At 70.8% G+C, this 22,622-nt stretch carries 23 protein-coding genes; 9 read left to right on the forward strand and 14 right to left on the reverse strand.

Features of this window, described 5'->3' with window-relative positions:
- Positions 1-54: 54 nt before the first annotated feature.
- The 9 genes from IE209_RS25595 to IE209_RS25635 form a co-directional block, all read right to left on the reverse strand.
- Positions 55-1,053, reverse strand: a complete 999-nt coding sequence (locus tag IE209_RS25595; protein ID WP_189689708.1) for a Bug family tripartite tricarboxylate transporter substrate binding protein — start codon at positions 1,051-1,053, stop codon at positions 55-57.
- A 2-nt stretch (positions 1,054-1,055) separates the two neighbouring features.
- On the reverse strand, positions 1,056-2,153 hold the full coding sequence (locus tag IE209_RS25600; protein WP_229883044.1) for a threonine ammonia-lyase: 1,098 nt from the start codon (positions 2,151-2,153) through the stop codon (positions 1,056-1,058).
- Between the two features lie 11 nt (positions 2,154-2,164).
- Complete coding sequence (locus tag IE209_RS25605) at positions 2,165-3,157, reverse strand: N-carbamoyl-D-amino-acid hydrolase (RefSeq protein WP_189689709.1); 993 nt, start codon at positions 3,155-3,157, stop codon at positions 2,165-2,167.
- Positions 3,158-3,260: 103 nt separating this feature from the next.
- The gene (locus IE209_RS25610; RefSeq protein ID WP_189689710.1) at positions 3,261-3,941 is read right to left on the reverse strand and encodes an amino acid ABC transporter permease; all 681 of its coding nucleotides are present in this window, start codon (positions 3,939-3,941) and stop codon (positions 3,261-3,263) included.
- 13 nt (positions 3,942-3,954) lie between these two features.
- Positions 3,955-4,638 (reverse strand): amino acid ABC transporter permease, encoded by a 684-nt coding sequence (locus IE209_RS25615; protein WP_189689711.1) that lies wholly within the window; start codon positions 4,636-4,638, stop codon positions 3,955-3,957.
- 7 nt (positions 4,639-4,645) lie between these two features.
- Positions 4,646-5,392, reverse strand: coding sequence for an amino acid ABC transporter ATP-binding protein (locus IE209_RS25620; RefSeq protein WP_229883045.1), 747 nt, complete (start codon positions 5,390-5,392; stop codon positions 4,646-4,648).
- A 34-nt stretch (positions 5,393-5,426) separates the two neighbouring features.
- Positions 5,427-6,290 carry a transporter substrate-binding domain-containing protein gene (locus tag IE209_RS25625; protein ID WP_189689712.1) on the reverse strand — a complete coding sequence of 288 codons (864 nt, stop codon included), beginning with the start codon at positions 6,288-6,290 and terminating at the stop codon, positions 5,427-5,429.
- Positions 6,291-6,333: 43 nt separating this feature from the next.
- The gene (gene hydA, locus IE209_RS25630; RefSeq protein ID WP_189689713.1) at positions 6,334-7,818 is read right to left on the reverse strand and encodes a dihydropyrimidinase; all 1,485 of its coding nucleotides are present in this window, start codon (positions 7,816-7,818) and stop codon (positions 6,334-6,336) included.
- A 189-nt stretch (positions 7,819-8,007) separates the two neighbouring features.
- Positions 8,008-8,949 (reverse strand): LysR family transcriptional regulator, encoded by a 942-nt coding sequence (locus IE209_RS25635; RefSeq protein WP_189689714.1) that lies wholly within the window; start codon positions 8,947-8,949, stop codon positions 8,008-8,010.
- 124 nt (positions 8,950-9,073) lie between these two features.
- Between IE209_RS25635 and IE209_RS25640 the strand changes: the two genes are divergently transcribed.
- The 3 genes from IE209_RS25640 to IE209_RS25650 all read left to right on the forward strand — a co-directional run bounded on the left by IE209_RS25640 (position 9,074) and on the right by IE209_RS25650 (position 12,189).
- On the forward strand, positions 9,074-9,733 hold the full coding sequence (locus tag IE209_RS25640) for an aspartate/glutamate racemase family protein (protein ID WP_189689715.1): 660 nt from the start codon (positions 9,074-9,076) through the stop codon (positions 9,731-9,733).
- Between the two features lie 34 nt (positions 9,734-9,767).
- A complete protein-coding gene (locus IE209_RS25645; protein ID WP_189689716.1) occupies positions 9,768-11,183 on the forward strand; it encodes an FAD-binding oxidoreductase in 1,416 nt (471 codons plus the stop codon).
- A gap of 73 nt (positions 11,184-11,256) precedes the next feature.
- Positions 11,257-12,189, forward strand: a complete 933-nt coding sequence (locus IE209_RS25650; RefSeq protein ID WP_189689717.1) for a 2-hydroxyacid dehydrogenase — start codon at positions 11,257-11,259, stop codon at positions 12,187-12,189.
- 46 nt (positions 12,190-12,235) lie between these two features.
- On the opposite strand, the gene IE209_RS25655 is transcribed toward IE209_RS25650, so the two are convergent.
- Entirely contained in the window at positions 12,236-14,434 is a 2,199-nt protein-coding gene (locus IE209_RS25655; protein ID WP_189689718.1) for a malate synthase G, read from the reverse strand.
- A 212-nt stretch (positions 14,435-14,646) separates the two neighbouring features.
- On the opposite strand from IE209_RS25655, the gene IE209_RS25660 reads away from it, so the two are divergent.
- From IE209_RS25660 to IE209_RS25670, 3 genes are all read left to right on the forward strand, one after another.
- Positions 14,647-15,804, forward strand: coding sequence for a serine hydrolase domain-containing protein (locus IE209_RS25660; RefSeq protein WP_189689719.1), 1,158 nt, complete (start codon positions 14,647-14,649; stop codon positions 15,802-15,804).
- Between the two features lie 11 nt (positions 15,805-15,815).
- The gene (locus tag IE209_RS25665) at positions 15,816-16,340 is read left to right on the forward strand and encodes a DUF3016 domain-containing protein (RefSeq protein WP_373305431.1); all 525 of its coding nucleotides are present in this window, start codon (positions 15,816-15,818) and stop codon (positions 16,338-16,340) included.
- Positions 16,341-16,438: 98 nt separating this feature from the next.
- Complete coding sequence (locus tag IE209_RS25670) at positions 16,439-17,095, forward strand: GntR family transcriptional regulator (RefSeq protein WP_189689721.1); 657 nt, start codon at positions 16,439-16,441, stop codon at positions 17,093-17,095.
- Positions 17,096-17,110: 15 nt separating this feature from the next.
- Here IE209_RS25670 and IE209_RS25675 read toward each other — a convergent pair whose 3' ends face one another.
- From IE209_RS25675 to IE209_RS25695, 4 genes are all read right to left on the reverse strand, one after another.
- Complete coding sequence (locus IE209_RS25675; RefSeq protein WP_189689722.1) at positions 17,111-18,025, reverse strand: ornithine cyclodeaminase family protein; 915 nt, start codon at positions 18,023-18,025, stop codon at positions 17,111-17,113.
- 8 nt (positions 18,026-18,033) lie between these two features.
- Entirely contained in the window at positions 18,034-18,795 is a 762-nt protein-coding gene (locus tag IE209_RS25680; protein ID WP_229883046.1) for a TSUP family transporter, read from the reverse strand.
- A complete protein-coding gene (locus IE209_RS25685) occupies positions 18,792-19,124 on the reverse strand; it encodes a 2Fe-2S iron-sulfur cluster-binding protein (protein ID WP_189689784.1) in 333 nt (110 codons plus the stop codon). The genes IE209_RS25680 and IE209_RS25685 overlap by 4 nt, the downstream gene beginning before the upstream one ends.
- A 283-nt stretch (positions 19,125-19,407) precedes the next feature.
- Positions 19,408-19,722, reverse strand: a complete 315-nt coding sequence (locus IE209_RS25695) for a 2Fe-2S iron-sulfur cluster-binding protein (protein ID WP_189689723.1) — start codon at positions 19,720-19,722, stop codon at positions 19,408-19,410.
- 199 nt (positions 19,723-19,921) lie between these two features.
- Here IE209_RS25695 and IE209_RS25700 point away from each other — a divergent pair, with 199 nt between their 5' ends.
- From IE209_RS25700 to IE209_RS25710, 3 genes are read left to right on the forward strand one after another with little or no spacing between them, the layout of a single operon-like run.
- Entirely contained in the window at positions 19,922-20,650 is a 729-nt protein-coding gene (locus tag IE209_RS25700) for an iron-containing redox enzyme family protein (RefSeq protein WP_189689724.1), read from the forward strand.
- A gap of 19 nt (positions 20,651-20,669) precedes the next feature.
- A complete protein-coding gene (locus IE209_RS25705) occupies positions 20,670-22,127 on the forward strand; it encodes an aldehyde dehydrogenase family protein (RefSeq protein WP_189689725.1) in 1,458 nt (485 codons plus the stop codon).
- Between the two features lie 3 nt (positions 22,128-22,130).
- Positions 22,131-22,607: a GlcG/HbpS family heme-binding protein gene (locus IE209_RS25710; RefSeq protein WP_189689726.1), complete on the forward strand. Its 477-nt coding sequence runs from the start codon at positions 22,131-22,133 to the stop codon at positions 22,605-22,607.
- Positions 22,608-22,622 lie beyond the last annotated feature (15 nt).

The following is a 22,622-nucleotide window of genomic DNA, read 5'->3' on the forward strand; positions in this document are numbered from 1 at the left end:
GGCGCCGGCCGGCACCGGCGCGGCGTGAGCGGCCGGCCTGCGCTGCGGCAGGCGTCAGTCGATGGTCGCGCCCGAGCGCTTGATCGCGTCGGCCCAGACCGGCCGCTCCTTCTTCGCCAGGTTGAAGAGGTCTTCGCGCGGGCCGGTGTGGACTTCGTAGGCCTGGGTTTCCAGCGCCTGCTTCACGGCCGGGGACTGCAGCGCCCTGTTGAACGCGGCGTTCAAAAAGTCCAGTGCCTTGGGGTCGGTGCCGGCAGCGGCCACGTAGCCGTTCCAGGCCACGGCCTGGTAGTTCTTGAGGCCGGATTCCGCCATGGTCGGCAGATCGGGCACACGGCTGTCGCGCGCAGCGCCGGTCACCGCGAGTGGAACGATCTTGCCGGTCTTCAGGTGCGGGGCGATCGAGGTGATGTTCTCGAACACCAGGTCGACCTCGCCGCGCAGCAGCGCCAGGTCGGCCTCCAGGCCGCCCTTGTAGGGGATGTGCACGATGGACACACCGGCCATGGACTTGAACATCTCGGCCGACAGATGGCCCGTCGTGCCGTTGCCGCCCGAAGCGACCGTCAGCTTGCCCGGGTTCTTCCTGGCCAGCGCGACGAGCTCGGCCACGCTCTTGACGCCCAGGTCGGCGCGCACGGCCAGTACGTTCTGCACCGAACCCGTCAGCGCCACGGGGACCAGCTGCCTGTCCGCGTCGTACGCGAGCTTCTTGTACAGCGACTGGTTGATGGCCAGCGTCGCCACGTTGGCGTAGGCGATGGTGTAGCCGTCGGCCGGCGCGTTGATCAGCGCCTGCGTGCCGATGATGCCCGAGGCCCCCACGCGGTTCATGACCACCATGGTCTGGCCGATGTCGCGGCCGATCGCGTCGGCCAGCAGGCGCGAGACGATGTCGGGCGTGGTGCCGGCATTGAACGGCACGATCAGCGTGATCGGCTTGTCGGGGTAGGCCGCAGAAGCATGGCCCGCCAAAGCCAGCGCGGCCAGCGGGGCCGCCACGACCTTGAGCAACAGACGGCGTACAGAAGACGAAGAAGCGAAAACGGACATGGTCAGGACTTTCCGGGGATCGAGGGGGGTGGGACGGTCTCCTGTGGGCCGCTGGTCGCGGCCTCGTGTCGTGGGGATGCGGTGACGGATTGCAGGACCGGCAGGTCGACGTTGCCGCCCGACAGCACGATGACGGCGCTGCGCCCCTGCAGGTCCAGGTGGCCGGCCAGCAGCGCGGCCAGCGCCACGCTGCCGCCGGGCTCCACGACCAGGCGCAGCTCTTCGAGCGCGAAGCGCATGGCGGCGGCGACCTCGGCATCGCTGACGGCGACGGCGCGGCCCAGCAGCGGCTGGTTGACGGCGAAGGGCAGCTCGGCCGGGGTCACGGCCATCAGCGCGTCGCACAGCGTGGTCGCGCCGGGCGCATTGGTTTCGCGCCGGCCGCTGGCCAGCGAACGCACGGTGTCGTCGAAACCCGCGGGCTCCACGGCCACGCGCTCGGCCTGCGGCGCCAGCGCGGCCAGCGCCAGGCTGCAGCCGGCCATCAGGCCGCCGCCGCCGCAGGGCGCGGCGAACAGACCGAGGCCGGCGCGCGCCTCGGGCGCGAGGTCCTGCAGCGCCTCCAGCGCGACGGTGCCCTGGGCGGCCAGCACCTCGGGGTGGTCGCCCGGCGGGACCAGCGTGCCGCCGGTCTCGGCCAGCAGGCGCATGCCGATGTCCTCGCGGCTCTCCCTGGCGCGGTCGTAGTGCACCACGCGCGCACCCTGCGCCAGCGCGCGCGCCACCTTGTTCTTCGGCGCGTCCACGGGCATCACGATGGTGGCGGGCACGCCGAGCCGGCGCGCGGCCCAGGCGATGGCCTGGCCATGGTTGCCCGTGGAATAGGCCACCACGCCGGCCGCACGGCGCCCGGGTGGCAGCGCCAGCACGGCGTTGAAGGCGCCACGGATCTTGAACGAGCCCGTGACCTGCAGGTTCTCGGCCTTGAGCCACACGGGGCCGCCGGCGCGCTCGTCCAGCACGGGCGAGCGCAGCAGCGGCGTGCGCAGCACATGCGGCGCGATGGCTTCGGCCGCACGCGCGACGTCGGCGAAGTGCGGCACGCGCAGCTCGCCCAGCATGGCGTGGACGATGCGCTCGGGCAGGACCGGGGCCGCCATACCCGCGGCCTTCATGCGCACTGCCCCGGCTGCCAGACGGCCGGCGCGCTGCTGCCGGTCTGCGTGGCGATGCGCTGGTAGGCCTCCAGGCGGCGGTGCTGCGCGAAGTTGAAGATGGTGCTCCTGCCCAGTTCGCACATGGCGAGGTTGCAGTCGGCCACGATGAGCTCGTCGTCCCAGGTCGATGCCAGGGCCATCACTTCGCCCTGCGGGTTGACGATCACGGAATGGCCCATGAGCTCGAAGCCGTCCTCGTTGCCGGCCTTGGCCACGCCCACGCCGAAGGTGGCGTTCTGGTAGCAGCCGGCCTGGATCGAGAGCTGCGAATGGAACTGGCGCTGGTACGGCGCTTCGAAGCCGCGGTTCTCCTGGTTCACGGCGGGCGTGTTGTAGCCCAGCATGACGAGCTCGACCTGCTGCAGGCCCAGTTCGCGCCAGGACTCGGGCCAGCGCCGGTCGTTGCAGATCAGCATGCCCAGGTTCACGTCCACGCCGCCGACGGGCGCGCGCGTGACGGGAAAGCCCAGGTTGCCGACTTCGAAGTAGCGCTTCTCCAGGTGCTGCACCTTGCGGATGGTGGAGAACTCCTTGTGGCCCGGCAGATGGACCTTGCGGTACTTGAGCACGATCTCGCCCGAGGGCGCGATGACCACCGAGGTGTTGAAGCGGCGCTTGCGCAGCACGCCGTTCTCGTCGGGCTCGTGGGCGATCTCGGCGTAGCCCAGGTAGCAGGTCAGGCCGTAGCGGCGGATCGCGTCGAACAGCGGCTGCGTGGCCGGCGAGGGCAGGGTCTCCTCGTACCAGCCGTCGGCCTCGTCGAGGTTCTCGACGTACCAGCGCGGGAAGAAGGTGGTGAAGGCCAGTTCGGGGAAGACGACCACGTTCGCGCCGCGCTGGTGCGCCCTTTCGAGCAGGCGCACCATGCGCGCGACGACGACGTCGCGGCCTTCTGCACGTTGGATGGGGCCCAGCTGGGCGGCGGCGACGGTGATCAGGCGGTTCATGGCAGTGGGTGAGGACATGCAGGGGCGGGGCGAAGGCCGGGGTTCGGCCGGACGGGGTCAGTTGGCGGGCGGAAGCTGTCGGTGCGCAGTGGTCCGTCGCAGTTCAGTGGCCGGCCATGCCGGCACGGCGTTTCTCGAGGCTGGCCAGCACGCGGGTGAGCGGCCACAGCATCGCCAGATACAGCAGCGCGGCCAGCACGATGGGCGAGGGGTTGTAGACCAGGGACTGCGTGTCGCGCGCGGCGCGCAGCAGTTCGGGCATGCCGACCACGCTGGCGATGGTCGTCAGCTTGACGACCTCGATGCAGTTGCCCAGCAGGTCCGGCATCACGTTGCGCACCGCCTGCGGCAGGACGACGTGCCGCAGCGCCTGCAGGCGGGTCAGTCCGGTGGAGCGGGCGGCCTCCATCTGGCCTCGGGGCACGGATTGGATGCCGGCACGGAAGACCTCGCAGAAGTAGCTGGCGTTGTTGAGCACGAAGGCCAGCACGACGGCGCCGAGCTTGGGCACGTTGCCGACCAGGAACGGCAGTCCGAAGTACAGGAAGATCAGCAGCACCAGCGGCGGGAACGCGCGGAAGAAGTCGACGTAGGCGATGACCGACCAGCGCGCCCAGCGTGCGGGCGACTGCGTCTGCGCCAGCGCCAGCAGCAGCCCGGCGCCTGCGCCCAGCGGGATGACGATGGCGGACAGCCAGACCGTGGTCCACAGGCCGCCGAGCAGGTAGGGGAAGACCTGACGGTAGATGTCCAGGTTGAAGAAGGTGTCGATGAGCGTGTCCATGGCCGGGCTGTGCTCAGGTTCCGTGGGCGGCACGGTGCTCAAGCCAGCGCGCCACGCAGACGATCGGCAGGAACACCAGCAGGTAGAGGAAGGCGCCGACGGTCAGCGGCGTCGGGTTGCCCGCCACGGCCGCCGATGCCTGGGCGGTGCTGAGGATTTCGCCCAGCGCCACCACCGAGCCCAGAGCGGTGTTCTTGGTCGTGGCGATGACACGGTTGGTCAGTGGCGGCACGGCACGCCGCAGGGCCTGCGGCAGCAGCACCCAGCGCATGGCCTGCCACCAGTTCAGGCCGGTGGAGCGGGCGGCCTCCATCTGGCCCCGGGGCAGCGAGGACAGGCCGGCCCAGATGCTTTCCGTGGCGTAGGCGGCGAGCACCAGCGACAGCGCGAGCCAGGTCGAGGTGAACGACGAGAGCGGCAGGTTCACCGCCGGCAGGCCGAAGTACAGCAGGATGATGATGACCAGCGGCGGCAGCGAGCGCGTGACGTCCGAGAACACCACGACAGGGATGCGCAGCCAGGTGCGCCCGGTGGCGCGGGCCAGCGCCAGCGCCAGGCCGGCCAGCACGCCCGTGACCACGGTCGCCGCGCCGACGCCGACCGTGACCACCATGCCCCATGCGATCTCGCGCCAGTACTGCGCGGCCACCGCGGGGTTGAAGAAGGTGAAGAGGAATCCGGCGTTGGCTTCGTTCATGCCGCCCTCACCCCTTGGCGTCCATGTAACGGCCGATGAAGCTGCGCGTGCGCGCCTCCTTCGGGTTCTCGAAGACATCGGCCGGCGTGCCCTGCTCCGCGACGACGCCGCCGTCCATGAACACCACGCGGTCGGCCACGGCATGCGCGAAGGCCATCTCGTGCGTCACCACCAGCATGGTCATGCCGCCGTCGCGCAGGCTGCGCATCACACGCAGCACCTCGTCGACGAGTTCGGGGTCGAGCGCGCTGGTGGGTTCGTCGAACAGCATGACCTTGGGCTGCAGGGCGATGCCGCGCGCGATGCCCACGCGCTGCTGCTGCCCGCCCGAGAGCTGGGCCGGATAGGCATCGGCCTTGTGCGCCAGGCCTACCTGCCCGAGCGCCTCGCGGGCGATCGCCTCGGCCTGCGCGCGGTCCTTCTTCTGCACCCGCCGCAGCGCCAGCGTCACGTTCTCCAGTGCGCTCAGGTGCGGATACAGGTTGAAGTGCTGGAACACCATGCCCACGCTCTGGCGCACGCGGTTGATGTCCGTGTCCGGGCGGGTGATGTCCTGGCCGTCGACCACCACCTGGCCCGCCGTCGGCTCTTCCAGACGGTTGCAGCAGCGCAGCATGGTGCTCTTGCCCGAACCGGAGGGCCCGATGACGCAGACCAGTTCGGCCGGGCGGACGCGGAGGTCGACACCGCGCAGGACCTCCTGCGCGCCATAGGACTTGCGCAGTCCGACGAGTTCGAGAATGGGTGCGCTCATGGCTGGATGGGGGAGATCGTCCGCGTGGTCCGGCTCAGGCGCAGTTCGGCTTGACCGGCGTGGCGTCGTAGTTCTCGGTGCCGGGCACGCCGTGGCCGGGCGCCACGGTGCGCTCCACGCTGCCGGGGGCGGGGTCGATGCCATACCACTTGTTGGCCAGGCGCGCGATCGTGCCGTCCAGCTTCATGCACTTGAGGGCGTTGGAAACCGCATCGCGGCCAGCCTTGTCGTTCAGGCGGAAGGGAATGGCCCACACCAGCCCGGTCTTCACCGTGTACGTGGTCTGCAGGGCCGGGTTCTGCTTGGCGGCCCAGCCCGCGACCGTGTTGCCGGCCAGGTTGAAGTCGGCGCGGTTGGACATGACGGCCTGGATCGCGTCGGCGTTGGTGCCGTACACGTCGTACTTGAAGCCGTACTTCTCGGCGTTCTCCTTGGCCCAGCCTTCGTAGTTGGAGCCCTTGTTGACGGCCACGGTCTTGCCCTTGAGGCCTTCGAGCGTTTCCAGCTTCGTGCCGCCCTTGCGGGCCAGGAAGGTGTAGTTGGTCTCGGTGTAGCCCTCGGTGAAAAGCAGCGCGCGGGCGCGGTCCGGGTTGACCGTGACCGGCGCCAGCAGGAAGTCGTACTTGCCGCTGTTCAGGCCCGGGATGAGGCCGGAGAACTCGGTCGCCTCGATCTCCACCTTGCGGCGCAGGCGCTTGCCCAGTTCCTCGGCCAGGTCGACGTTGAAGCCCTGGATGCCACCGCCGAGCTTGACCATGGCCTGCGGCGCGAAGGTCGGATCGACCGCGGTGCGCAGCGGCGGGCCGTCCTGGGCCTGGGCCTGGGCCGCGGGCCCGGCGATGGCGGCGCTGGCGGCCAGGACACAGAGGAGGCGGCGGGAAAGGAGGTGCTGGGACATGGTGGGGCGTGGTTGGGATGGACGTGCAGTGCGGGGAGAGGGGTCAGGCGGCGGCGGCATGCGGCGCGTCCAGTCCGAGCAGGGCGCTGAACGCGCCGCGGCCGGGCGAGCGTGCGGGCGCGGCACCCAGCGGGCGTGAAGGGCCGCGGCGCAGGAACTGGCCCGAACCGCGCGCGGCGCGCAGTTCGCCCGCGCGGACCACGCTGCGACCGCGGCTGAACACGTCTTCCGGCCAGCCGGTCAGGCGCATGCCTTCGTAGGGCGTGTAGCCGACGTTGTCGTGCAGCAGCGCGGCCGTCACGTCCACGACGCGCGCGGGATTCCAGATGGCGATGTCCGCATCGGCGCCGACCGCGATGGCGCCCTTGCGCGGCGCCAGACCGTACATGTGGGCATGGTTGGTGGCGGTCAGCGCCACGAACTGCTCGATGCCCATGCGGCCCTTCATGACGCCTTCGGAGAACAGCAGCGGCATGCGCAGCTCGATGCCCGGCACGCCGTTGGCCATCTCCTTGAAGGTGGTCGATTCGCCCCGGGGCAGCTTGCCCGACGCGTCGAAGCGAAACGGCGAGTGGTCGGACGAATACACGCCCAGGGTGCCGTCCAGCAGGCCAGCCCAGACCGCCTCCTGCGAGGCCTTGTCACGCGGCGGCGGGCTGCAGCAGAACTTGGCGCCTTCCACCCCCGGCAGGTCGATGTTGGAGGCTTCCAGGAACAGGTACTGCGGGCAGCTCTCGGCATGCACCTGGGCGCCCAGGCGGCGGGCCTGGCGCAGCACCTCCACGGTCTCCGCGCCCGCCACGTGCACGATCAGGATGGGCACGTCCACCAGGCGCGACAGCTGCACCGCGCGGTAGGTGGCCTCGGCCTCGGCCAGCGGGTCGTGCGCGACGCCGTGGAACTTGGGCGCCGTGTGGCCGCGGTCCAGCAGGCGCTGCGCGATCCAGCGGATCATGTCGTGGTTTTCGGCGTGCACCATCACCATGGCCCCCTCGCGGCCGGCCGTCGCCATCACGTCCAGCAGCGCGTGGTCGTCGAGCTTGAGCAGGTCGTAGGTCATGTAGACCTTGAGCGAGGTGATGCCGTCGCGGATGGCCTGCGGCAGGTGCACGGACAGCGCCTCCGCGTCGGGGCGCGTGAGGATCAGGTGGAAGCCGTAGTCGATGACGGCCTTTTCGGCGGCCCGGCGCGCGTAGTCGGCCAGCACCTGGGGGATGCTGTCCTTGCGGTGCTGGGCGGCGAACGACAGGATGGTGGTCGTGCCGCCGAAGGCCGCGGACACCGTGCCCGAGTAAAAGTCGTCGGCGCACATCAGGCCCATGCCCGAGAGCTGCTCGATGTGGCAGTGGCTGTCGATGCCGCCGGGCAGCACCCAGCGGCCGCGGGCATCCACGTCTTCCCGGCCCGGCGCAAGGTCGGGCCCGATGGCCGCGATGCGCCCGTCGACGATGCCGATGTCGCCGTCGGTGCAGCCGGAGGCGTTGCAGATCCTGCCGCCACGGATGGTGAGGTCGAAGGGAGCGGTCATGGTGCGGGCGCTGGGACGAAGGACGGGCTGGGACAGGTGCGGGCGCGGTCGTCGACCGCATCCACACGGGGCCGCATCGGGCTGCCGGAGCGCCTGTGGCGCAGCGGCAGGACGACGCGTTGGAAGAAATTATTTCGAGCGCGCGCCGCGCTGTCGCCTGCCGATTCGTGCGAAAGGCATAACCTGCGGTTAAGCAGCGACGTCCTGGTGCATCTGCGCACCTTGCCGGGGCACGGATGGTCCATTGCCGTGCATCAAGGCGCGCAGATCGGTGATGAAGGACTGCGCGATCTGCGACAGCGGTTCGAAACGCAGGTGCAGCAGCGTCGCATGGACCAGCGGCGTGCCATGCACCGGCCGCACCACCAGGCGGTGGTTGGTCCAGCTGCGCACCGAGAACTCGTCGACCAGCGCGATGCCGGCCCCCGCCTGCACCATGGCATAGGCGTTCTGCGGCGAACCCACCTCCACCGCCGCGCGCACCGGCTGGCCCGCGGCCTCGAACAGCTGGGCCACCAGCCGGCCGAAGTAGGTGCTGCGTTCGTAGGAGACCAGCGGCCAGGGAACGAGGTCCTCCACCGCCAGCGTGGCCAGGCGCGCGAGCGGGTGGTCGTATGGGCACACGCAGACCAGCCGCGCCGAACCCAGCGGCATGGCGAGCAGGTTGGGATGCTCCACCGGGCGCAGCGTCACCGCGAGGTCCGCCTGGTGGTTGAGCACGCGCTCCACCAGCGGCACCGGCCCGAGGTACTGGAAGGTGACCTTGACATTCGGATGGCGCAGGCGAAAGCGCATCACGGCCTGCGGAATGATCATCTGCCCGACGCTGGGGCTGGACACCAGGTTGAGGATGCCGTCGCTGTTCTCGCGCAGCTCCCGCGCCAGTTCGTTGACGCGGCCCACGCCCGCGTAGACCAGCTCCACTTCGCGGATCAGCTTCTTGGCCTCGGGCGTGGGATACAGCCGCCCCTTGATGCGCTCGAACAGCGGGAAGCCGACGCGGCTTTCCGTGTGCGAGAGCAGCCGGCTGACCGCGGGCTGCGACACGCACAGCAACTCCGACGCGCCGGTGATGGAGCCCGTGATCATCACGGCACGGAAAACTTCGATCTGGCGCAGGTTGAGGGACATGGCGTGCCGGCCCGGCCGCAGGCCAAGCGGATAACAGAACGTTAAGGACGACCCACAACTTAGCAAGTGCCATGCCCCGCCGGGCGGCCTAGACTTTTTGCACGCCTTGCCGACCGCCCGCCCCATGCCCCGCACCCTCTACGTCATCAATCCCAACAGCAACACCAGCGTGACCGCGCAGCTCGATGCCGCGGTGGACCCGCTGCGACACGCCGGCGGGCCCGACATCCGGTGCGTGACACTCCCATCCGGCCCGCCCGGTGTGGAAACGCAGGCCCATGTGGACGAGGCCGCGCTGGCCGTCAACGCGTTCGCCGCGCGCCACCAGGCCGACGCCGCCGGCTTCGTGGTGGCCTGCTTCAGCGATCCCGGCGTGGCGCAACTGCGCGAGCGCGTCGCGGTCCCGGTCCTGGGCATCAGCGAATCGGCGGTGCTGACGGCCTTGACCCTGGGCCACCACTTCGGCGTGATCGCGATCCTGCCGGGCTCCATCCCGCGCCACCTGCGCGCCTGGGGCGCCATGGGCATCGCACAGCGTTGCGCCGGCGAGATCGCCATCGGACGCGGCGTGTCCGCACTGGCCGACCGCGAGGCCACGCTGGCGGCCATGGTCGACGCCGGCCGGCGCCTGCGGGACGAGCGCGGCGCCCATGTGCTGGTGATGGGCTGCGCCGGCATGGCCACGTTCCGCACGCCGCTGGCCGAGGCCTGCGGCCTGCCGGTGGTCGAGCCCACGCAGGCCGCCGCGGCGATGGCGCTGGGCCGCATCCAGCTGGGCTGGTGAGCATGCACCTGGCCTTCCCCGGCGGGCCTGCGCGATGAATCCCGCGCACGATGCACCTGCCCGGCCCGCCGCGCCGCATGCCGAGCTGCATAGGCGGCTGCACGCCATCGTGGGCGACGCCGGGCTGGTGCACGACGCCCTGGCCCAGGCGCCCTACCTGCGCGACTGGCAGGGCCGGTGGCAGGGCCGGGCCGCGCTCGTCGTGCGACCGGCCGACACCGCACAGACCTCCGCCGTCATGCGGGTGTGCCACGAGACGCACACGCCCGTGGTCACCCAGGGCGGCAACACCGGCCTGCGCGGCGGCGCGACACCCGACGCCAGCGGTGCGCAGATCGTCCTGCACACCGGGCGCATGGACCGCATCCGTGGCGTCGACCCGGTGAACCTGACCCTGTTGGCCGACGCCGGTGTGACGCTGGCGCGCGTGCAGCAGGCCGCGCAGGACGCCGGGCGCTCGTTTGCGCTGCGCCTGGGTTCCGAAGCCCGCTGCACCATCGGCGGCAATCTGGCCACCAATGCCGGCGGCGCCACCGGCATGCGCGCGCTCACGCTCGGCCTGGAGGTGGTGCTGCCCGACGGGCGCGTGTGGAACGGCCTGGACAGGCGGCACCAGGACCACGGCGGCCTCGACCTGCGGCAACTGCTGATCGGCTCCGAAGGCGCGCTGGGCGTCATCACCGCGGCCACGCTGCGCCTGCAGCCCCGGCCCGCCGCCGTTGCGACGGCCTGGGTGGGCGCCGCGCAGCTGGATGCCCTCGTCGCGCTGCAGGACGCGCTGCGCGCGCGCTGCGGCGGCTGTCCCGCGGCGTTCGAGCTGATGTCCGGCGAGGCCGTGGCCCTGGTGCTGGCGCAGGTCCCCGGCACGCGCGCTCCACTGGCGGGGCGGCATGCCTTCCAGGCGCTGATCGCATGCAGCGGCACTTGCGCCGGCCCGCTGGCCGGACCGTTGCAGGCCGTGCTGGCCGAGGCGTCGGCCGCAGGTGCGCTCGGCGAGGTCGCGTTCGGGTCGACACCGGCTAAGGTGCAGGACTTCTGGCGGCTGCGGCAGGGCATCGCCGAGGCTCAGCTGCGGGCCGGCCGCACGCACCGGCACGACGTCTGGCTGCCGCTGTCCAGGCTGTCCGCGTTCGTCGCGCAAGCCGGCGCGGTGCTGCAGCGCCAGGCGCCCGACGTGCGGCTGCTCTGCTTCGGGCACCTGGGCGACGGCAGCCTGCACTGCGCTCTGCTGGCGCCCGATGCCACCCGCGCCGCCGTGGACGACACGGCGCTGCAGGCGCTTGGCGAGGCGCTGCACGCGCTGGCCACCGAACACGGCGGCAGCGCCGTCGCAGCACAGGACCTGGACGCGCCGCGGCGCCACGCGCACGCGATCGAGGCCGACCTGCTGATGCGGATCAAGCAGGCGCTCGACCCGAACCACTTGATGAATCCCGGCAAGGTGTTCTGAACCTTGCCGGCCCACCACCACTTTTCCCGCCTCCCCGTACCGCCAGGCCCCCGGGCCTGCAGCCGACACCGTGATGAAGATCCTGTTCTGCAGCACCCACCCGCTCCACACGGCGGACTACGTGGCCGATTTCCAGGCCGCCCTGCCCCACGCCGAGCTCGTGCCATGGCACGCGGGCCTGCCAGCACAGGGCGCCGAACTCGCCATCGTCTTCCAGCCGCCGGACGCGCTGTACGCGCGCGAGCCGCAACTGCGCGCGCTGTTCAACCTGGGCGCGGGCGTGGACGCGCTGCTGCGCAACCCGGCCTTGCCGCCGTCGGTGGCGCTCTACCGCATCGAGGACGCCGGCATGTCGGCGCAGATCGCCGAGTACGTGGTGCACGCGGTGGCGGGCATCGTGCGGCAGTTCGGGCGCTATGCCGGGCAACAGACGCAGGGGCGCTGGCAACAGCTGACCGCGCGCGACCGACGCGCGTTTCCGGTCGGGGTGCTGGGCCTGGGCGCCATCGGCCGGCGGATCGCGGCCGTGCTGGCCCAGCTCGACTACGACGTGGCGGGCTGGTCGCGCAGCGGCCAGCCGGTGGACGGGGTCCAGGTCTTCGCCGGCGCGGACGGCTTGCCGGCCTTCCTCGCGCGCAGCCGCATCCTGGTCAACATCCTGCCGCTCACCGAGGAGACCTCGGGCATCCTCCGCGCGCAGACGATGGGCCAGCTGCTGGCGCCGGCGCACGTGGTCAACGTCGGGCGCGGCGAGCACCTGGTGGAAGAGGATCTGCTGGCCCTGCTGGACGCGGGCCAGGTGGAGAGCGCGGTGCTGGACGTGTTCCGCACCGAGCCGCTGCCACCGGACCATCCCTTCTGGCGCCATCCGCGCGTCACCGTGACGCCGCACGTGGCGGCGCAGACCGGACGGCGCGAGACCGTGGCGCAGATCGCCCGCAAGATCGAGGACTGGCTGGCGGGCCGCCCGGTGTCGGGACAGGTGTCGCGCGCGCGGGGCTACTGAGGCGCGCGGGCGGCCGGGTCGCGCGCAGCCCGGCCGTGTTGGCGCATCACGCGCCGGCCTTGACCTTCAGCCGCCACGCATGCAGCAGCGGCTCGGTGTAGCCGCTCGGCTGCTCCTTGCCCTTGAACACCAGGTCCAGCGCGGCCTGGAACGCCGCACCCTGCGGGTTGGCCACCAGGCTCTTGTACAGCGGGTCGCCGGCGTTCTGCTTGTCGACCACGGCCGCCATGCGCGTGAAGGTCTCGCGCACCTGGGCTTCGGTCACCACGCCGTGCTGCAGCCAGTTGGCCATGTGCTGGCTGCTGATGCGCAGCGTGGCGCGGTCTTCCATGAGGCCGACGTTGTGGATGTCGGGCACCTTGGAGCAGCCCACGCCCTGGTCGATCCAGCGCACCACGTAGCCCAGGATGCCCTGGGCGTTGTTGTCGAGCTCCTGCTGCTTGTCCGCATCCGACCAGCTGGTGTCGGTGGCGACGGGCACGGTCAAGAGGCCGTTCAGGATGGCGTCGCGCTCGGCCGCCACGTCGGTCTTCTCGAGTTCCTTCTGCACGTCCGCCACGCTGACCTGGTGGTAGTGCAGCGCATGCAGCGTCGCGGCCGTGGGGCTGGGCACCCAGGCGGTGTTGGCGCCGGCCTTGGGGTGGCCGATCTTCTGCACCAGCATGTCGGCCATCAGGTCGGGCATGGCCCACATGCCCTTGCCGATCTGGGCCTTGCCGCGCAGGCCGGCGGCCAGGCCGACCAGCACGTTGTTCTTCTCGTACGAGGTGATCCAGGGCGTGGTCTTCATCGCGCCCTTTCGCAGCATGGGGCCGGCGTACATGGCCGTGTGCATCTCGTCGCCCGTGCGGTCCAGGAAGCCGGTGTTGATGAAGGCCACGCGGCTGGCGGCCGCGGCGATGCAGGCGGCCAGGTTCACGCTGGTGCGGCGCTCCTCGTCCATGATGCCCAGCTTGACCGTGCTGTCGGCCAGGCCCAGCAGCTGCTCGACGCGGCCGAACAGTTCGCTCGCGAAGGCCACCTCGGCCGGGCCGTGCATCTTGGGCTTGACGATGTAGACCGAGCCGGTGCGCGAGTTGCGCACGGTCTGGCCGGCACGGGGCTTCAGGTCGTGCAGCGCGATGGTGGTCGTGACGACCGCGTCCAGGATGCCTTCCGGGATCTCCTTGGTGCTGCCGTCGGCCGCCGTGTAGAGCACGGCCGGGTTGGTCATCAGGTGGCCGACGTTGCGCACGAACATCAGCGAGCGGCCGTGCAGCGTGACGGGTTGGCCGTTGGCGCCCGTGTACTGGCGGTCCGGGTTCAGGCCGCGCGTGAAGGTCTTGCCGCCCTTGGCGACCTCCTCCGTCAGCGTGCCTTGCAGGATGCCCAGCCAGTTGCCGTAGGCCACGACCTTGTCGTCGGCATCGACCACGGCGACCGAATCCTCCAGGTCCAGGATGGTGGACAGCGCGGCTTCCAGTACCACGTCGCTCACGCCGGCCGCGTCGCTCTGGCCAATGGGCGTGCTGCGGTCGATGCGGATGTCGATGTGGATGCCGTGGTGCTTCAGCAGCACCGACGAAGGCGCAGCGGCATCGCCCTGGTAGCCGATGAACTGCGCGGCGTCCTTCAGGCCGGTCGTGCCGGCGCCGGTCTGCACCACGAGCTTGCCGCCTTCGACGCGGTAGCCGGTCGCATCCTTGTGCGCGCCGCTGGCCAGCGGCGCGGCCTCGTCCAGGAACTTGCGCGCGAACGCGATGACTTTGGCGCCGCGCACGGGGTTGTAGCCGCCGGCCTTCTCGGCGCCGTCGTCCTCGGAGATCGCGTCGGTGCCGTACAGCGCGTCGTACAGCGAGCCCCAGCGCGCGTTGGCCGCGTTGAGCGCATAGCGCGCGTTCAGGATCGGCACCACGAGCTGCGGGCCGGCCTGGGTCGCCAGTTCGGCGTCGACGTTGGCCGTGGTGGCCTGCACCTTGGCAGGCACGGGCACCAGGTAGCCGATCTTCTCGAGGAAGGCGCGGTAGGCCGGCATGTCGGCGATCGGGCCGGGGTGGGCCCGGTGCCAGGCGTCGAGTTCGGCCTGCAGGCGGTCGCGCTCGGCCAGCAGCGCGATGTTCTTGGGCGCCAGGTCGCCGACGATGGCGTCGAAGCCTTTCCAGAACGCGTCGGGCGCGATGCCGGTGCCGGGCAGCACCCTGTCTTCGATGAAGCGGGCCAGGTTGGTCGCGACCTGGAGGCGGTGGTAGGTGGTGCGTGCGGTCATGGCGGGCCTTTCGGAGTCCGGATCGTCAGGGGAATGCTGGAATCGGGCCGCAGACTGCGGCGTGCCATGACTTTAGAGGACACTGGCCCTTCGATTGCGCACCGCAGCAGCGGGTCATCTGTGACCAAAATGATGGTAATCACAGAATTTTCAGACCCAAAGCCACCCCACCCCAGCGCAATGACCCTGCGTACCACTTCCAGGAACCTGCCATGGCCCGTCTGAATGCCCCCGCCCTGACCCAGCTGAACCAGGTGCTCCAGCAGCACGTCGATGCCGGCCTGCTGCCCGGCGCCGTGGTGCTGGTGGGCCAGGGCGGCCAGGTCGCCCACCAGGCCGCACTCGGGCGGCTGGACCCTGCGGGCCAGCAGGCCATGCCGGCCGATGCGATCTTCCGCATCTACTCGATGACCAAGCCCATCGTGTCGCTGGCGGCGCTGATGCTGGCCGAGCAGGGCCGGCTCTCGCTGGCCGACCCGATCACGCGCTGGCTGCCCCAGTTCGCCGAGACGCCGGTGGGCGTGGAGCGCGACGGTGCGCTGGTGCTGGAGCGCGCGCTGCGCCCGCCCACGGTGCACGACCTGCTGCGCCACACGGCCGGCTTCACCTACGAATTCCTCGGCAACAGCGCGGTGCAGCGCCAGTACCAGGCCGCCGGCCTGGCCGATACCGGCCGGACCAACGCGGGCTTATGCGATGCGCTGGCGCGCCTGCCCTACAGCGCCCAGCCCGGCAGCTGCTGGCAATACAGCCGCGCCACCGACGTGCTGGGCGCGCTGCTGGAGGTGGTGGCCGGCGAGCCGCTGGGCACGCTGCTGCAGCGCCTGATCCTCGGCCCGCTGGGCATGGTGGACACGGGCTTCAGCGTGCCGCCCGCACAGCAGCACCGCATCGCCGAGCCCTTCGCCCTGTGCCCCGAGACCGGCCAGAACGTGGTGATGCTGGATGCGCGGCGCGCGCCGGCCTTCGAATCGGGCGGCGGCGGCCTCGTGTCCACAGCGGCCGACTACCTGCGCTTCGTGCAGCTGCTGCGCAACCAGGGCCGCGTGGAGGGCGCAGGGGGCGAGCGCCTGGTCGCGCGCAAGACCATCGAGTGGATGGTGGCCGACCACCTGGGCAGCATTCCCGTGGCCGGCGAGCTGCTCGCGCCCGGCCATGGCTTCGGCCTGGGCGTGGCCGTGCGCACGGCGCCCGGCCTGGTGGCCCAGCCCGGCTCGCCGGGCATGTACTTCTGGAGCGGCATCGGCGGCACCTTCTTCTTCGTCGATCCGGCCGAGGATGTGTTCGCGGTGCTGCTGGCGCAGACGCCGAACCAGCGCATCTTCTTTCGCAACCTGTTCCGGCACCTGGTCTACGCGGCCATCGAATGAAAGGATCTGCCATGCCCGCCATGCCATCGCGCTGGGCGCTGCTGCTCGCCACCGCCATGCTCGCGGCCTGTGCCACGCCGCGCCCCACGGGCGCACCGCCCGGCGCCGTCAGCGTGAGCTGGAGCGACCCGGCCCGGTTCAGCGACACGCGCGAGAACCACCGCGACACGCCGGCCGCGCGCGAGGCCTGGCTCAGTGCCTTGGCCCGCCATCTGGCCGAGAAGGCGGCGGCCGTGCTGCCCCGGGACGAGAAGCTCGAGGTGCGCATCACCGACGTCCAGCGCGCCGGCGGCTTCGAGCCCTGGCGCGGCCCGCAGGCGAGCGACCTGCGCGTGGTGCGCGACGTCTACCCGCCGCGCATCGACCTGGACTTCCAGCGCCTGGCGGCCGATGGCCGCGTGCTGCAGGCCGGCAGCCGGCAACTGCGTGACGCCACCTTCCTGATGCGGCCGCCCCGCTACAGCGGCGACCCACTGCGCTTCGAAAAGGCGCTGCTGGACGATTGGGTGGCCAGGGAGTTCGGCGCCTCGCACTGAAGCCGCTGCAGCATTTTGTATCCCGGGGGCTGAAATAGAATCGCCATTTGCCGGAGCAGCCTGCTCCCGGACGCCAGATTCACCCGAGACACACGCCGATGGACGCGTCCACCACCTTGCCAGGGACCTTAGGGGCCAGCCATTCGCCGCTGACCCAGCTGGTCGTCGATGCCTTGCGCGGCCGCATCCTGGGCGGCCAGGTGCCGCCAGGCGAGCGCCTGGTCGAAGGCCGCCTGTCCGAGGAACTGGGCGTGTCCCGCATGCCTGTGCGCGAAGCCCTGCGGCAGCTGGCCGCCGAGGGCCTGGTGACGATCGAGCCACGCCGCGGCGCCTCGGTGACGAGCTTCAGCCCGCAGCAGATGCGCGAACTGGTGGAAGTGCGTGCCACGCTGGAGGGGCTCAACTCCAAACTGGCCGCCAAGCGCCACGACCCGGCCCAGATCGCCGAGCTCGAACGCATCCTCGAAGAAGGCACGCGCCTGGCCGAGAGCGACGACGTGGCCACCACCATGCGGATGAACCAGCGCTTCCACGACGCGCTGTCCAACAGCGCGGCCAACTCGGTGCTGCAGGACATCATGCGCTCGCTGCGCGACCGCACGGCGCTGGTGTTCGCCCCCATCAACCGCACGCGCGGCAAGCAGAATTGGGAAGAGCACGCCGCCATCCTGCGCGCTGTGATCAAGGGCGACGCGGAGCTCGCCGCGCTGCTCGCCACCCGCCACGTGTACAACGCCGCGCAGATGGAACCTTGAGCGCCGGGTGGCCCATCAGCCACCCTGCAGCCGACGCCAGGCCAGGCCCGCCAGCGCCACGTCTTCCAGGCCCACGCCGACCGACTTGTAGACCATGATCTGGCGCGCATGCGTGCGCCCACGCGACCGGCCGCTGACCAGTGCGCCGAGCTCCACGATCTTCGCGTCCGGCAGCGCATCGGGGGCGGCAAGCACCAGATCGCCCGCCTCGCGCAGCGACTGCGGCCGCCACTCGACCGCCACCAGCGCCGCCCGCCGCAGCGCGGCATCGTCCAGCTCGCGCGTGTGCGGCAGGCTGGAGCCGACGGCCGCGACGAAGGCGCCCTCGGCCAGCGCCTCGCCCGCAAACAGGGCCTGCTGCGCGCGCGACGCCGTGACCACGAGGTCGGCGCCGTCCACCGCCTCGGCTGCCGTGCACAGGCGCAACGGCACACCGCAGCCGCGCGCCCAGGCGTCCGCCTGCTGCGGCGTCACGTGGCGGCTGCACACGCGGATCTCGTCCAGCGCATAGGCCGTTGCGAACTGCGCTAGGTGCGCGCGTCCTTGCACCCCCGCCCCGAACAAGGCCAAGGTGCGGGCATCGGGCCGGGCCAGGTGGCCAGCCGCGATGACCGAGCAGGCGGCCGTGCGCAAGCGCGTGATCGCTGCCGCGTCGAACGAGGCCAGCGGCCGCCCATCCTCGGCAGAGAACAGCAGGATCACGAACGAGAACCGCCCTGCGATCGTGGTGTAGACCTTGGCCCCGGCCACCTGCTGGCCGGGGATCACCGCCCCCAGCGTGGACAGCTTCAGGCCGCCGGCTTCGGTGCGGATGCGCTGCTGCATGGCGGCCTGTGCATCGCCGAAGGCGCGGAAGGCGTCCCGCAGGCATTGCTGTGCATCCTGCGCCGTGACGGCGGCGTCGACCATGGCATCGGTGATGTGTTGCATGGCAGCTTTCAGTGGGGAAATGCACGTTGCACCAGGATGCCCAGTGCGCCGAATGCCGCCAGGCCCAGCAGCAGCGGGCGCGGCGAGCGGTGGTGCAGCAGTTGGCCCAGCCGGCCGGAGGCCGCGAAGCCGCCCAGCATCCAGGGCGCCAGCAGCAAGGCCAGCAGCAGCTCGCGCAGCCCCATGCGGCCCACCAGCGCCAGCGTGGCCATCGAGACCGCGGAGCCGGCGAAGAAGATGCAGCCCAGCGTCGCACGGAGGCGGTCGGCCCGCAGATGCTGCATGGCGATGGCGAACGGCGGCGCGCCGGCCGAGGTGATGGTGCCCATGACCCCGGAGGCCACGCCCGCGATCGCCACGTTGCGCGGGCTGGCGGCAACCCGCCAGCCGCGCAGGCTCAAGGCCACCGCGGCCAGGATCAGCAGGGCAAACAGCAGCGACAAGGTGTCGGCCGACAGCAGCGCCAGACACAGCGCCGCCCCCGCCGTGCCGACCACGCGGCCGGCGAGCCCGGTGCCGGCCGCCCGCCAGTCGATCGCGCCCGCCTCGCGCAGCGCAGCCATCAGCGACAGCGGGCAGGCCAGCGCGATCAGCGGCCCCGGCACGAGCTCCGGGAACCACAGCGCGGCCAGCGGCGCGCAGAACATCGCAAAGCCCAGGCCGCCCACGCCCTGCAGGCAGGCACCGACGAAGACCATCAACGCCATGCCGGCGTAATGGCCTGCCTCCAGGCCGGCCGGCCACCAGGCCAGGATACCGGCCGCGCTCACCAGGACACCGCGATGTCGCCCAGCACGAAGGTCTGGCAGGCCATGCGGTAGCCTGCGGCCAGCTGCGCCTCGGTGAGGTGCTTGCGCTCCTTGGGTTTCACGGCATCCGTGTGCGCGAGGCCCTCCTCGATGCGGCATTTGCAGGTGCCGCACAGGCCGCCGCCGCACTTGAACGGAATGCCGCCCTTCTCGCGCAGCGACACGCGCAGCAGGTTGCTGTTCTGCGGCGCGCTGACGACCTTGCCGGCGGTGGGCACGAAGGTGATCTGCACGGTACCGGCCGCCTTCGTGGCTGGCACCAGTGCGCGGGGCCGCAGCTGCGTGTCCATGGTGCCGAAGCTGCACAGGCCCTGCAGCTCGGCGCGGGCTGCGGCCAGGTCGCCGAAACGCTCCAGGAACTTGGAAGGCACCATGTTCACGGTGGGCGGCTCGGTCTCGTCGACCACGCGCACGCGGGTCGCCTCTTCGAGCACGGCGATCACGAACTGGGCGCGCACGCGGCCACAGAACACATAGTCGTAGGCCTCGACGGGCCGCAGGCCGGGGCCCACCTCGGTGCGGAACTGGCCGGGCTTGCTCGTCAGGATCACATGGGTCGTCATGGTGCGGGTCTCAGGCGGTCGGGGCTTGTTCGGGGGCGTCCTGCGCCAACTCGATGTCGTGCTCCAGCCAGAGCTGGCAGGCCAGCCGGTAGCCGGCGTCCAGGCGCTCGCCGAGCTGCTTTTTCTCCTTCCAGTTCGGCGGGGGCAGGTGCTCGCCGCCCCGCAGCACCCGGCAGGCGCACTTGGCGCACTTGCCCATGCCGCAGCCGTACTGCAGGTGGGGATAGGGGAACTGGCGGATGCCCGCGCGCACGACCAGATTGGTCCGCGGCTGGACCTCGTCACGGTAGGTCTGGCCTTGTTTGTGGAGAACGACATTGGGCATGAAATCGGCTCTCGGTATACCGTTTGAAGAGTCAGGCCCAAAACAACCGACGGAGATTCCATCGCCTCCGCGTCGCCTCCAGAAAGAAATCCTCCAGGACATTCGCAGAGCTCCATTTTGGCGTTGCGGCCATCTTGGTTTTCAGTATACTGTATTCTTCCGAGCACGGAAACACCCTTCAATCTGCAGGAGCTGCGCCATGACCGCCGAACTGATGAACCGCGACACTTTCCGCACCGCCCTCGAAAACGCCATCCAGGGCAAGAGCGCCAACAAGGCCCCCTTCAGCCAGGCCTGGGCCTCGGGCGAACTGAGCCGCGCCCACCTGGCGCGCTGGGCCGAGAACCACTACCACTACGTGGGCCCGTTCGCCGACTACCTGGCCTACATCTACGCCCGCACGCCCGACACCATGACCGAGGCCAAGGACTTCCTGCTGGCCAACATGTACGAGGAAGAGATCGGCGGCGACCGCCACACCGATCTGCTGGTGCGCTTCGCCGAAGCCTGCGGCACCACGCGCGAGCGCGTGGTCGACCCGGACAACATGTCGCCCACCACGCGCGGCCTGCAGAGCTGGTGCTATGCCGTCGCCATGCGCGAAGACCCGGTGGTGGCCGTCGCCGGCCTGGTCGTGGGCCTGGAATCGCAGGTGCCGTCCATCTACCGCAAGCAGACGCCCACGCTGCGCGAGAAGTACGGCTTCACCGACGAAGAGGTCGAGTTCTTCGACCTGCACATCGTCTCCGACGAGATCCACGGCGAACGCGGCTACCAGATCGTGCTGGAGCATGCGAACACGGTGGAGCTGCAGCAGCGCTGCCTCAAGATCTGCGAGATCGGCGCCCAGATGCGCCTGCTGTACACGACGGCGCTCTACCACGACTACGTGGCCAACGACCTGCCCGCGCTGAAGCTGGCAGCCTGACGCGGGAACCGACGCCACCATGTCCGCCCCACCCGAAGAGTTCCTGAACCACATCCAGGGCGAATGGGTCCGCAGCCGCGCGGGCCGCACCTTCGACAGCCTCAACCCGCACGACACGCGCGAGACCGTGGGCCGCTTCCAGGCCTCGGGCCCGGCCGATGCCGAGGCGGCCGTCGCGGCGGCATCGGCCGCGTTCGAGGGCTGGCGCGCCACGCCGATCGGCAAGCGCGCCAAGGTCCTGCAGGACGCGGCCAGCTACCTCGAAACCCATGCCGCACGCTTTGCCGAAGAGCTCACGCGCGAAGAGGGCAAGTCGGTCGCGCTGGCCCGGGACGAGTTCATGCGCTCGGCGCAGACGCTGCGCTTCTACGCCGTGGAGGGCCAGACCCTGGGTGGCGAGACCTACCCGCAGGACGACCCGCTGATGACCGTCTACAGCCAGCGCGAGCCGCTGGGGGTGGTGACGGTGATCGCACCGTGGAACTTCCCGGTGTCGATCCCGGCGCGCAAGATCGCGCCGGCGCTGATCACGGGCAACACCGTGGTGTTCAAGCCCTCGTCGGACGCGCCGCTGTCGGGCCTGCGCCTGGCCGAAGCCCTGGTGCAGGCCGGCCTGCCCAAGGGCGTGCTGAACTTCATCACCGGACGCGCCGGCGATGTCGGGCCGGTGATCACCACGTCCGAGGCCGTGCGCGCGATCTCGTTCACGGGCTCCACCGCGGCGGGCGAGGCCATCCACCGCACCGTGCACCTGACCACGCGGCTGCAGATGGAGCTGGGCGGCAAGAACCCGCTGATCGTGATGGACGATGCCGACCTCGACCAGGCCGTGGACCTGGCCGTCAAGGGCGGCTTCTCGCTGTCGGGCCAGGCCTGCACGGGCACCAGCCGCGTGATCGTGCTGCGCGCGGTCAAGGAAGAGTTCACACGCAAGCTGGTCGCGCGCGTGCAGCAGCTCAGGATCGGTAGCGGCCTCACGCCCGGCATGGACCTGGGCCCGCTGGCCACGGCCAAGCAGCTGGAGACCGTGCTGTCTTACCTGGCCATCGGCCGGCAGGAGGCCCGGCTGCTGTGCGGCGGCGAGCGGCTCACGGCCGAGCCCTATGCGCACGGCTACTACGTGTCGCCCGCCGTGTTCGACGAGGTGGCGCCCGAGGCGCGCATCGCGCGCGAGGAGATCTTCGGCCCGGTGATCGCGGTGCTGGAGGCCGACGGCTACGCCGACGCCATCGCCAAGGCCAACGACACGCGCTACGGGCTGTCCGCCGCCATCGCCACGCGCAACCCGCGCGTGATGCACGACTTCGCGCAGCAGATCCAGGCCGGCACCGTGAAGATCAACCGCACCACCACCGGCAACCTGGTCAACGCGCCGTTCGGCGGCATCAAGCAGTCCAGCACCTCCACGTTCCGCGAGTCGGGCCGGGCCGGGCTGGAGTTCTTCACCCAGATCAAGACCATCTACCGAGGCGTCTGAAGCATGAAACCATCCCTGAAGATCGAACGCGCCGAAGCCCGCCTGATGGCCGATGCGGCGCTGCAGAAGGCGCGCGAGATCGGCGTGGCCGAGACCGTCTGCATCGCCGACGAAGGCGGCTTTCCGCTGGTGCTCGAGCGCATGGACGGCGCCCGCATCACCGGCCCGCAGATCGCCTGGAACAAGGCATTCACGGCGGCCGGCCACAAGCGCTCCACGCACTTGTTCACCACGCCGCCGAACGGCCCGGCGCTGCCCGGCAACGAGGCCTTCGGCATCCAGCTCAGCTTCGAGGGCCGCTTCGCGGCCTTCGTCGGCGGCTACCCCATCGTGGTGAACGGCGAGGTGGTGGGCGGCATCGGCCTGTCCGGTGGCAACGGCGAGCAGGACACGGCCTGCGGCGTGGCCGCGCTGCAGGCGCTGGCCCAACAGCTGGCCGGCCAGCACGAGGTGCTGGTCGCGGCCGACATCAAGAAGTAAACCGCACGGAGGCCG

Origin of the sequence: Pseudorhodoferax aquiterrae (assembly GCF_014652235.1) — a bacterium.
Classification (GTDB): Bacteria; Pseudomonadota; Gammaproteobacteria; order Burkholderiales; family Burkholderiaceae_C; genus Pseudorhodoferax; species Pseudorhodoferax aquiterrae.

Excerpts from the sequence above, each read along its gene's own strand:
- IE209_RS25595 (WP_189689708.1), bottom strand. The coding sequence starts at position 1,053 with ATGTCCGTTTTCGCTTCTTCGTCTTCTGTACGCCGTCTGTTGCTCAAG.
- IE209_RS25600 (WP_229883044.1), bottom strand. The coding sequence starts at position 2,153 with ATGGCGGCCCCGGTCCTGCCCGAGCGCATCGTCCACGCCATGCTGGGC.
- IE209_RS25605 (WP_189689709.1), bottom strand. The coding sequence starts at position 3,157 with ATGAACCGCCTGATCACCGTCGCCGCCGCCCAGCTGGGCCCCATCCAA.
- IE209_RS25610 (WP_189689710.1), bottom strand. The coding sequence starts at position 3,941 with ATGGACACGCTCATCGACACCTTCTTCAACCTGGACATCTACCGTCAG.
- IE209_RS25615 (WP_189689711.1), bottom strand. The coding sequence starts at position 4,638 with ATGAACGAAGCCAACGCCGGATTCCTCTTCACCTTCTTCAACCCCGCG.
- IE209_RS25620 (WP_229883045.1), bottom strand. The coding sequence starts at position 5,392 with ATGAGCGCACCCATTCTCGAACTCGTCGGACTGCGCAAGTCCTATGGC.
- IE209_RS25625 (WP_189689712.1), bottom strand. The coding sequence starts at position 6,290 with ATGTCCCAGCACCTCCTTTCCCGCCGCCTCCTCTGTGTCCTGGCCGCC.
- hydA (WP_189689713.1), bottom strand. The coding sequence starts at position 7,818 with ATGACCGCTCCCTTCGACCTCACCATCCGTGGCGGCAGGATCTGCAAC.
- IE209_RS25635 (WP_189689714.1), bottom strand. The coding sequence starts at position 8,949 with ATGTCCCTCAACCTGCGCCAGATCGAAGTTTTCCGTGCCGTGATGATC.
- IE209_RS25640 (WP_189689715.1), top strand. The coding sequence starts at position 9,074 with ATGCCCCGCACCCTCTACGTCATCAATCCCAACAGCAACACCAGCGTG.
- IE209_RS25645 (WP_189689716.1), top strand. The coding sequence starts at position 9,768 with ATGAATCCCGCGCACGATGCACCTGCCCGGCCCGCCGCGCCGCATGCC.
- IE209_RS25650 (WP_189689717.1), top strand. The coding sequence starts at position 11,257 with ATGAAGATCCTGTTCTGCAGCACCCACCCGCTCCACACGGCGGACTAC.
- IE209_RS25655 (WP_189689718.1), bottom strand. The coding sequence starts at position 14,434 with ATGACCGCACGCACCACCTACCACCGCCTCCAGGTCGCGACCAACCTG.
- IE209_RS25660 (WP_189689719.1), top strand. The coding sequence starts at position 14,647 with ATGGCCCGTCTGAATGCCCCCGCCCTGACCCAGCTGAACCAGGTGCTC.
- IE209_RS25665 (WP_373305431.1), top strand. The coding sequence starts at position 15,816 with ATGCCCGCCATGCCATCGCGCTGGGCGCTGCTGCTCGCCACCGCCATG.
- IE209_RS25670 (WP_189689721.1), top strand. The coding sequence starts at position 16,439 with ATGGACGCGTCCACCACCTTGCCAGGGACCTTAGGGGCCAGCCATTCG.
- IE209_RS25675 (WP_189689722.1), bottom strand. The coding sequence starts at position 18,025 with ATGCAACACATCACCGATGCCATGGTCGACGCCGCCGTCACGGCGCAG.
- IE209_RS25685 (WP_189689784.1), bottom strand. The coding sequence starts at position 19,124 with ATGGACACGCAGCTGCGGCCCCGCGCACTGGTGCCAGCCACGAAGGCG.
- IE209_RS25695 (WP_189689723.1), bottom strand. The coding sequence starts at position 19,722 with ATGCCCAATGTCGTTCTCCACAAACAAGGCCAGACCTACCGTGACGAG.
- IE209_RS25700 (WP_189689724.1), top strand. The coding sequence starts at position 19,922 with ATGACCGCCGAACTGATGAACCGCGACACTTTCCGCACCGCCCTCGAA.
- IE209_RS25705 (WP_189689725.1), top strand. The coding sequence starts at position 20,670 with ATGTCCGCCCCACCCGAAGAGTTCCTGAACCACATCCAGGGCGAATGG.
- IE209_RS25710 (WP_189689726.1), top strand. The coding sequence starts at position 22,131 with ATGAAACCATCCCTGAAGATCGAACGCGCCGAAGCCCGCCTGATGGCC.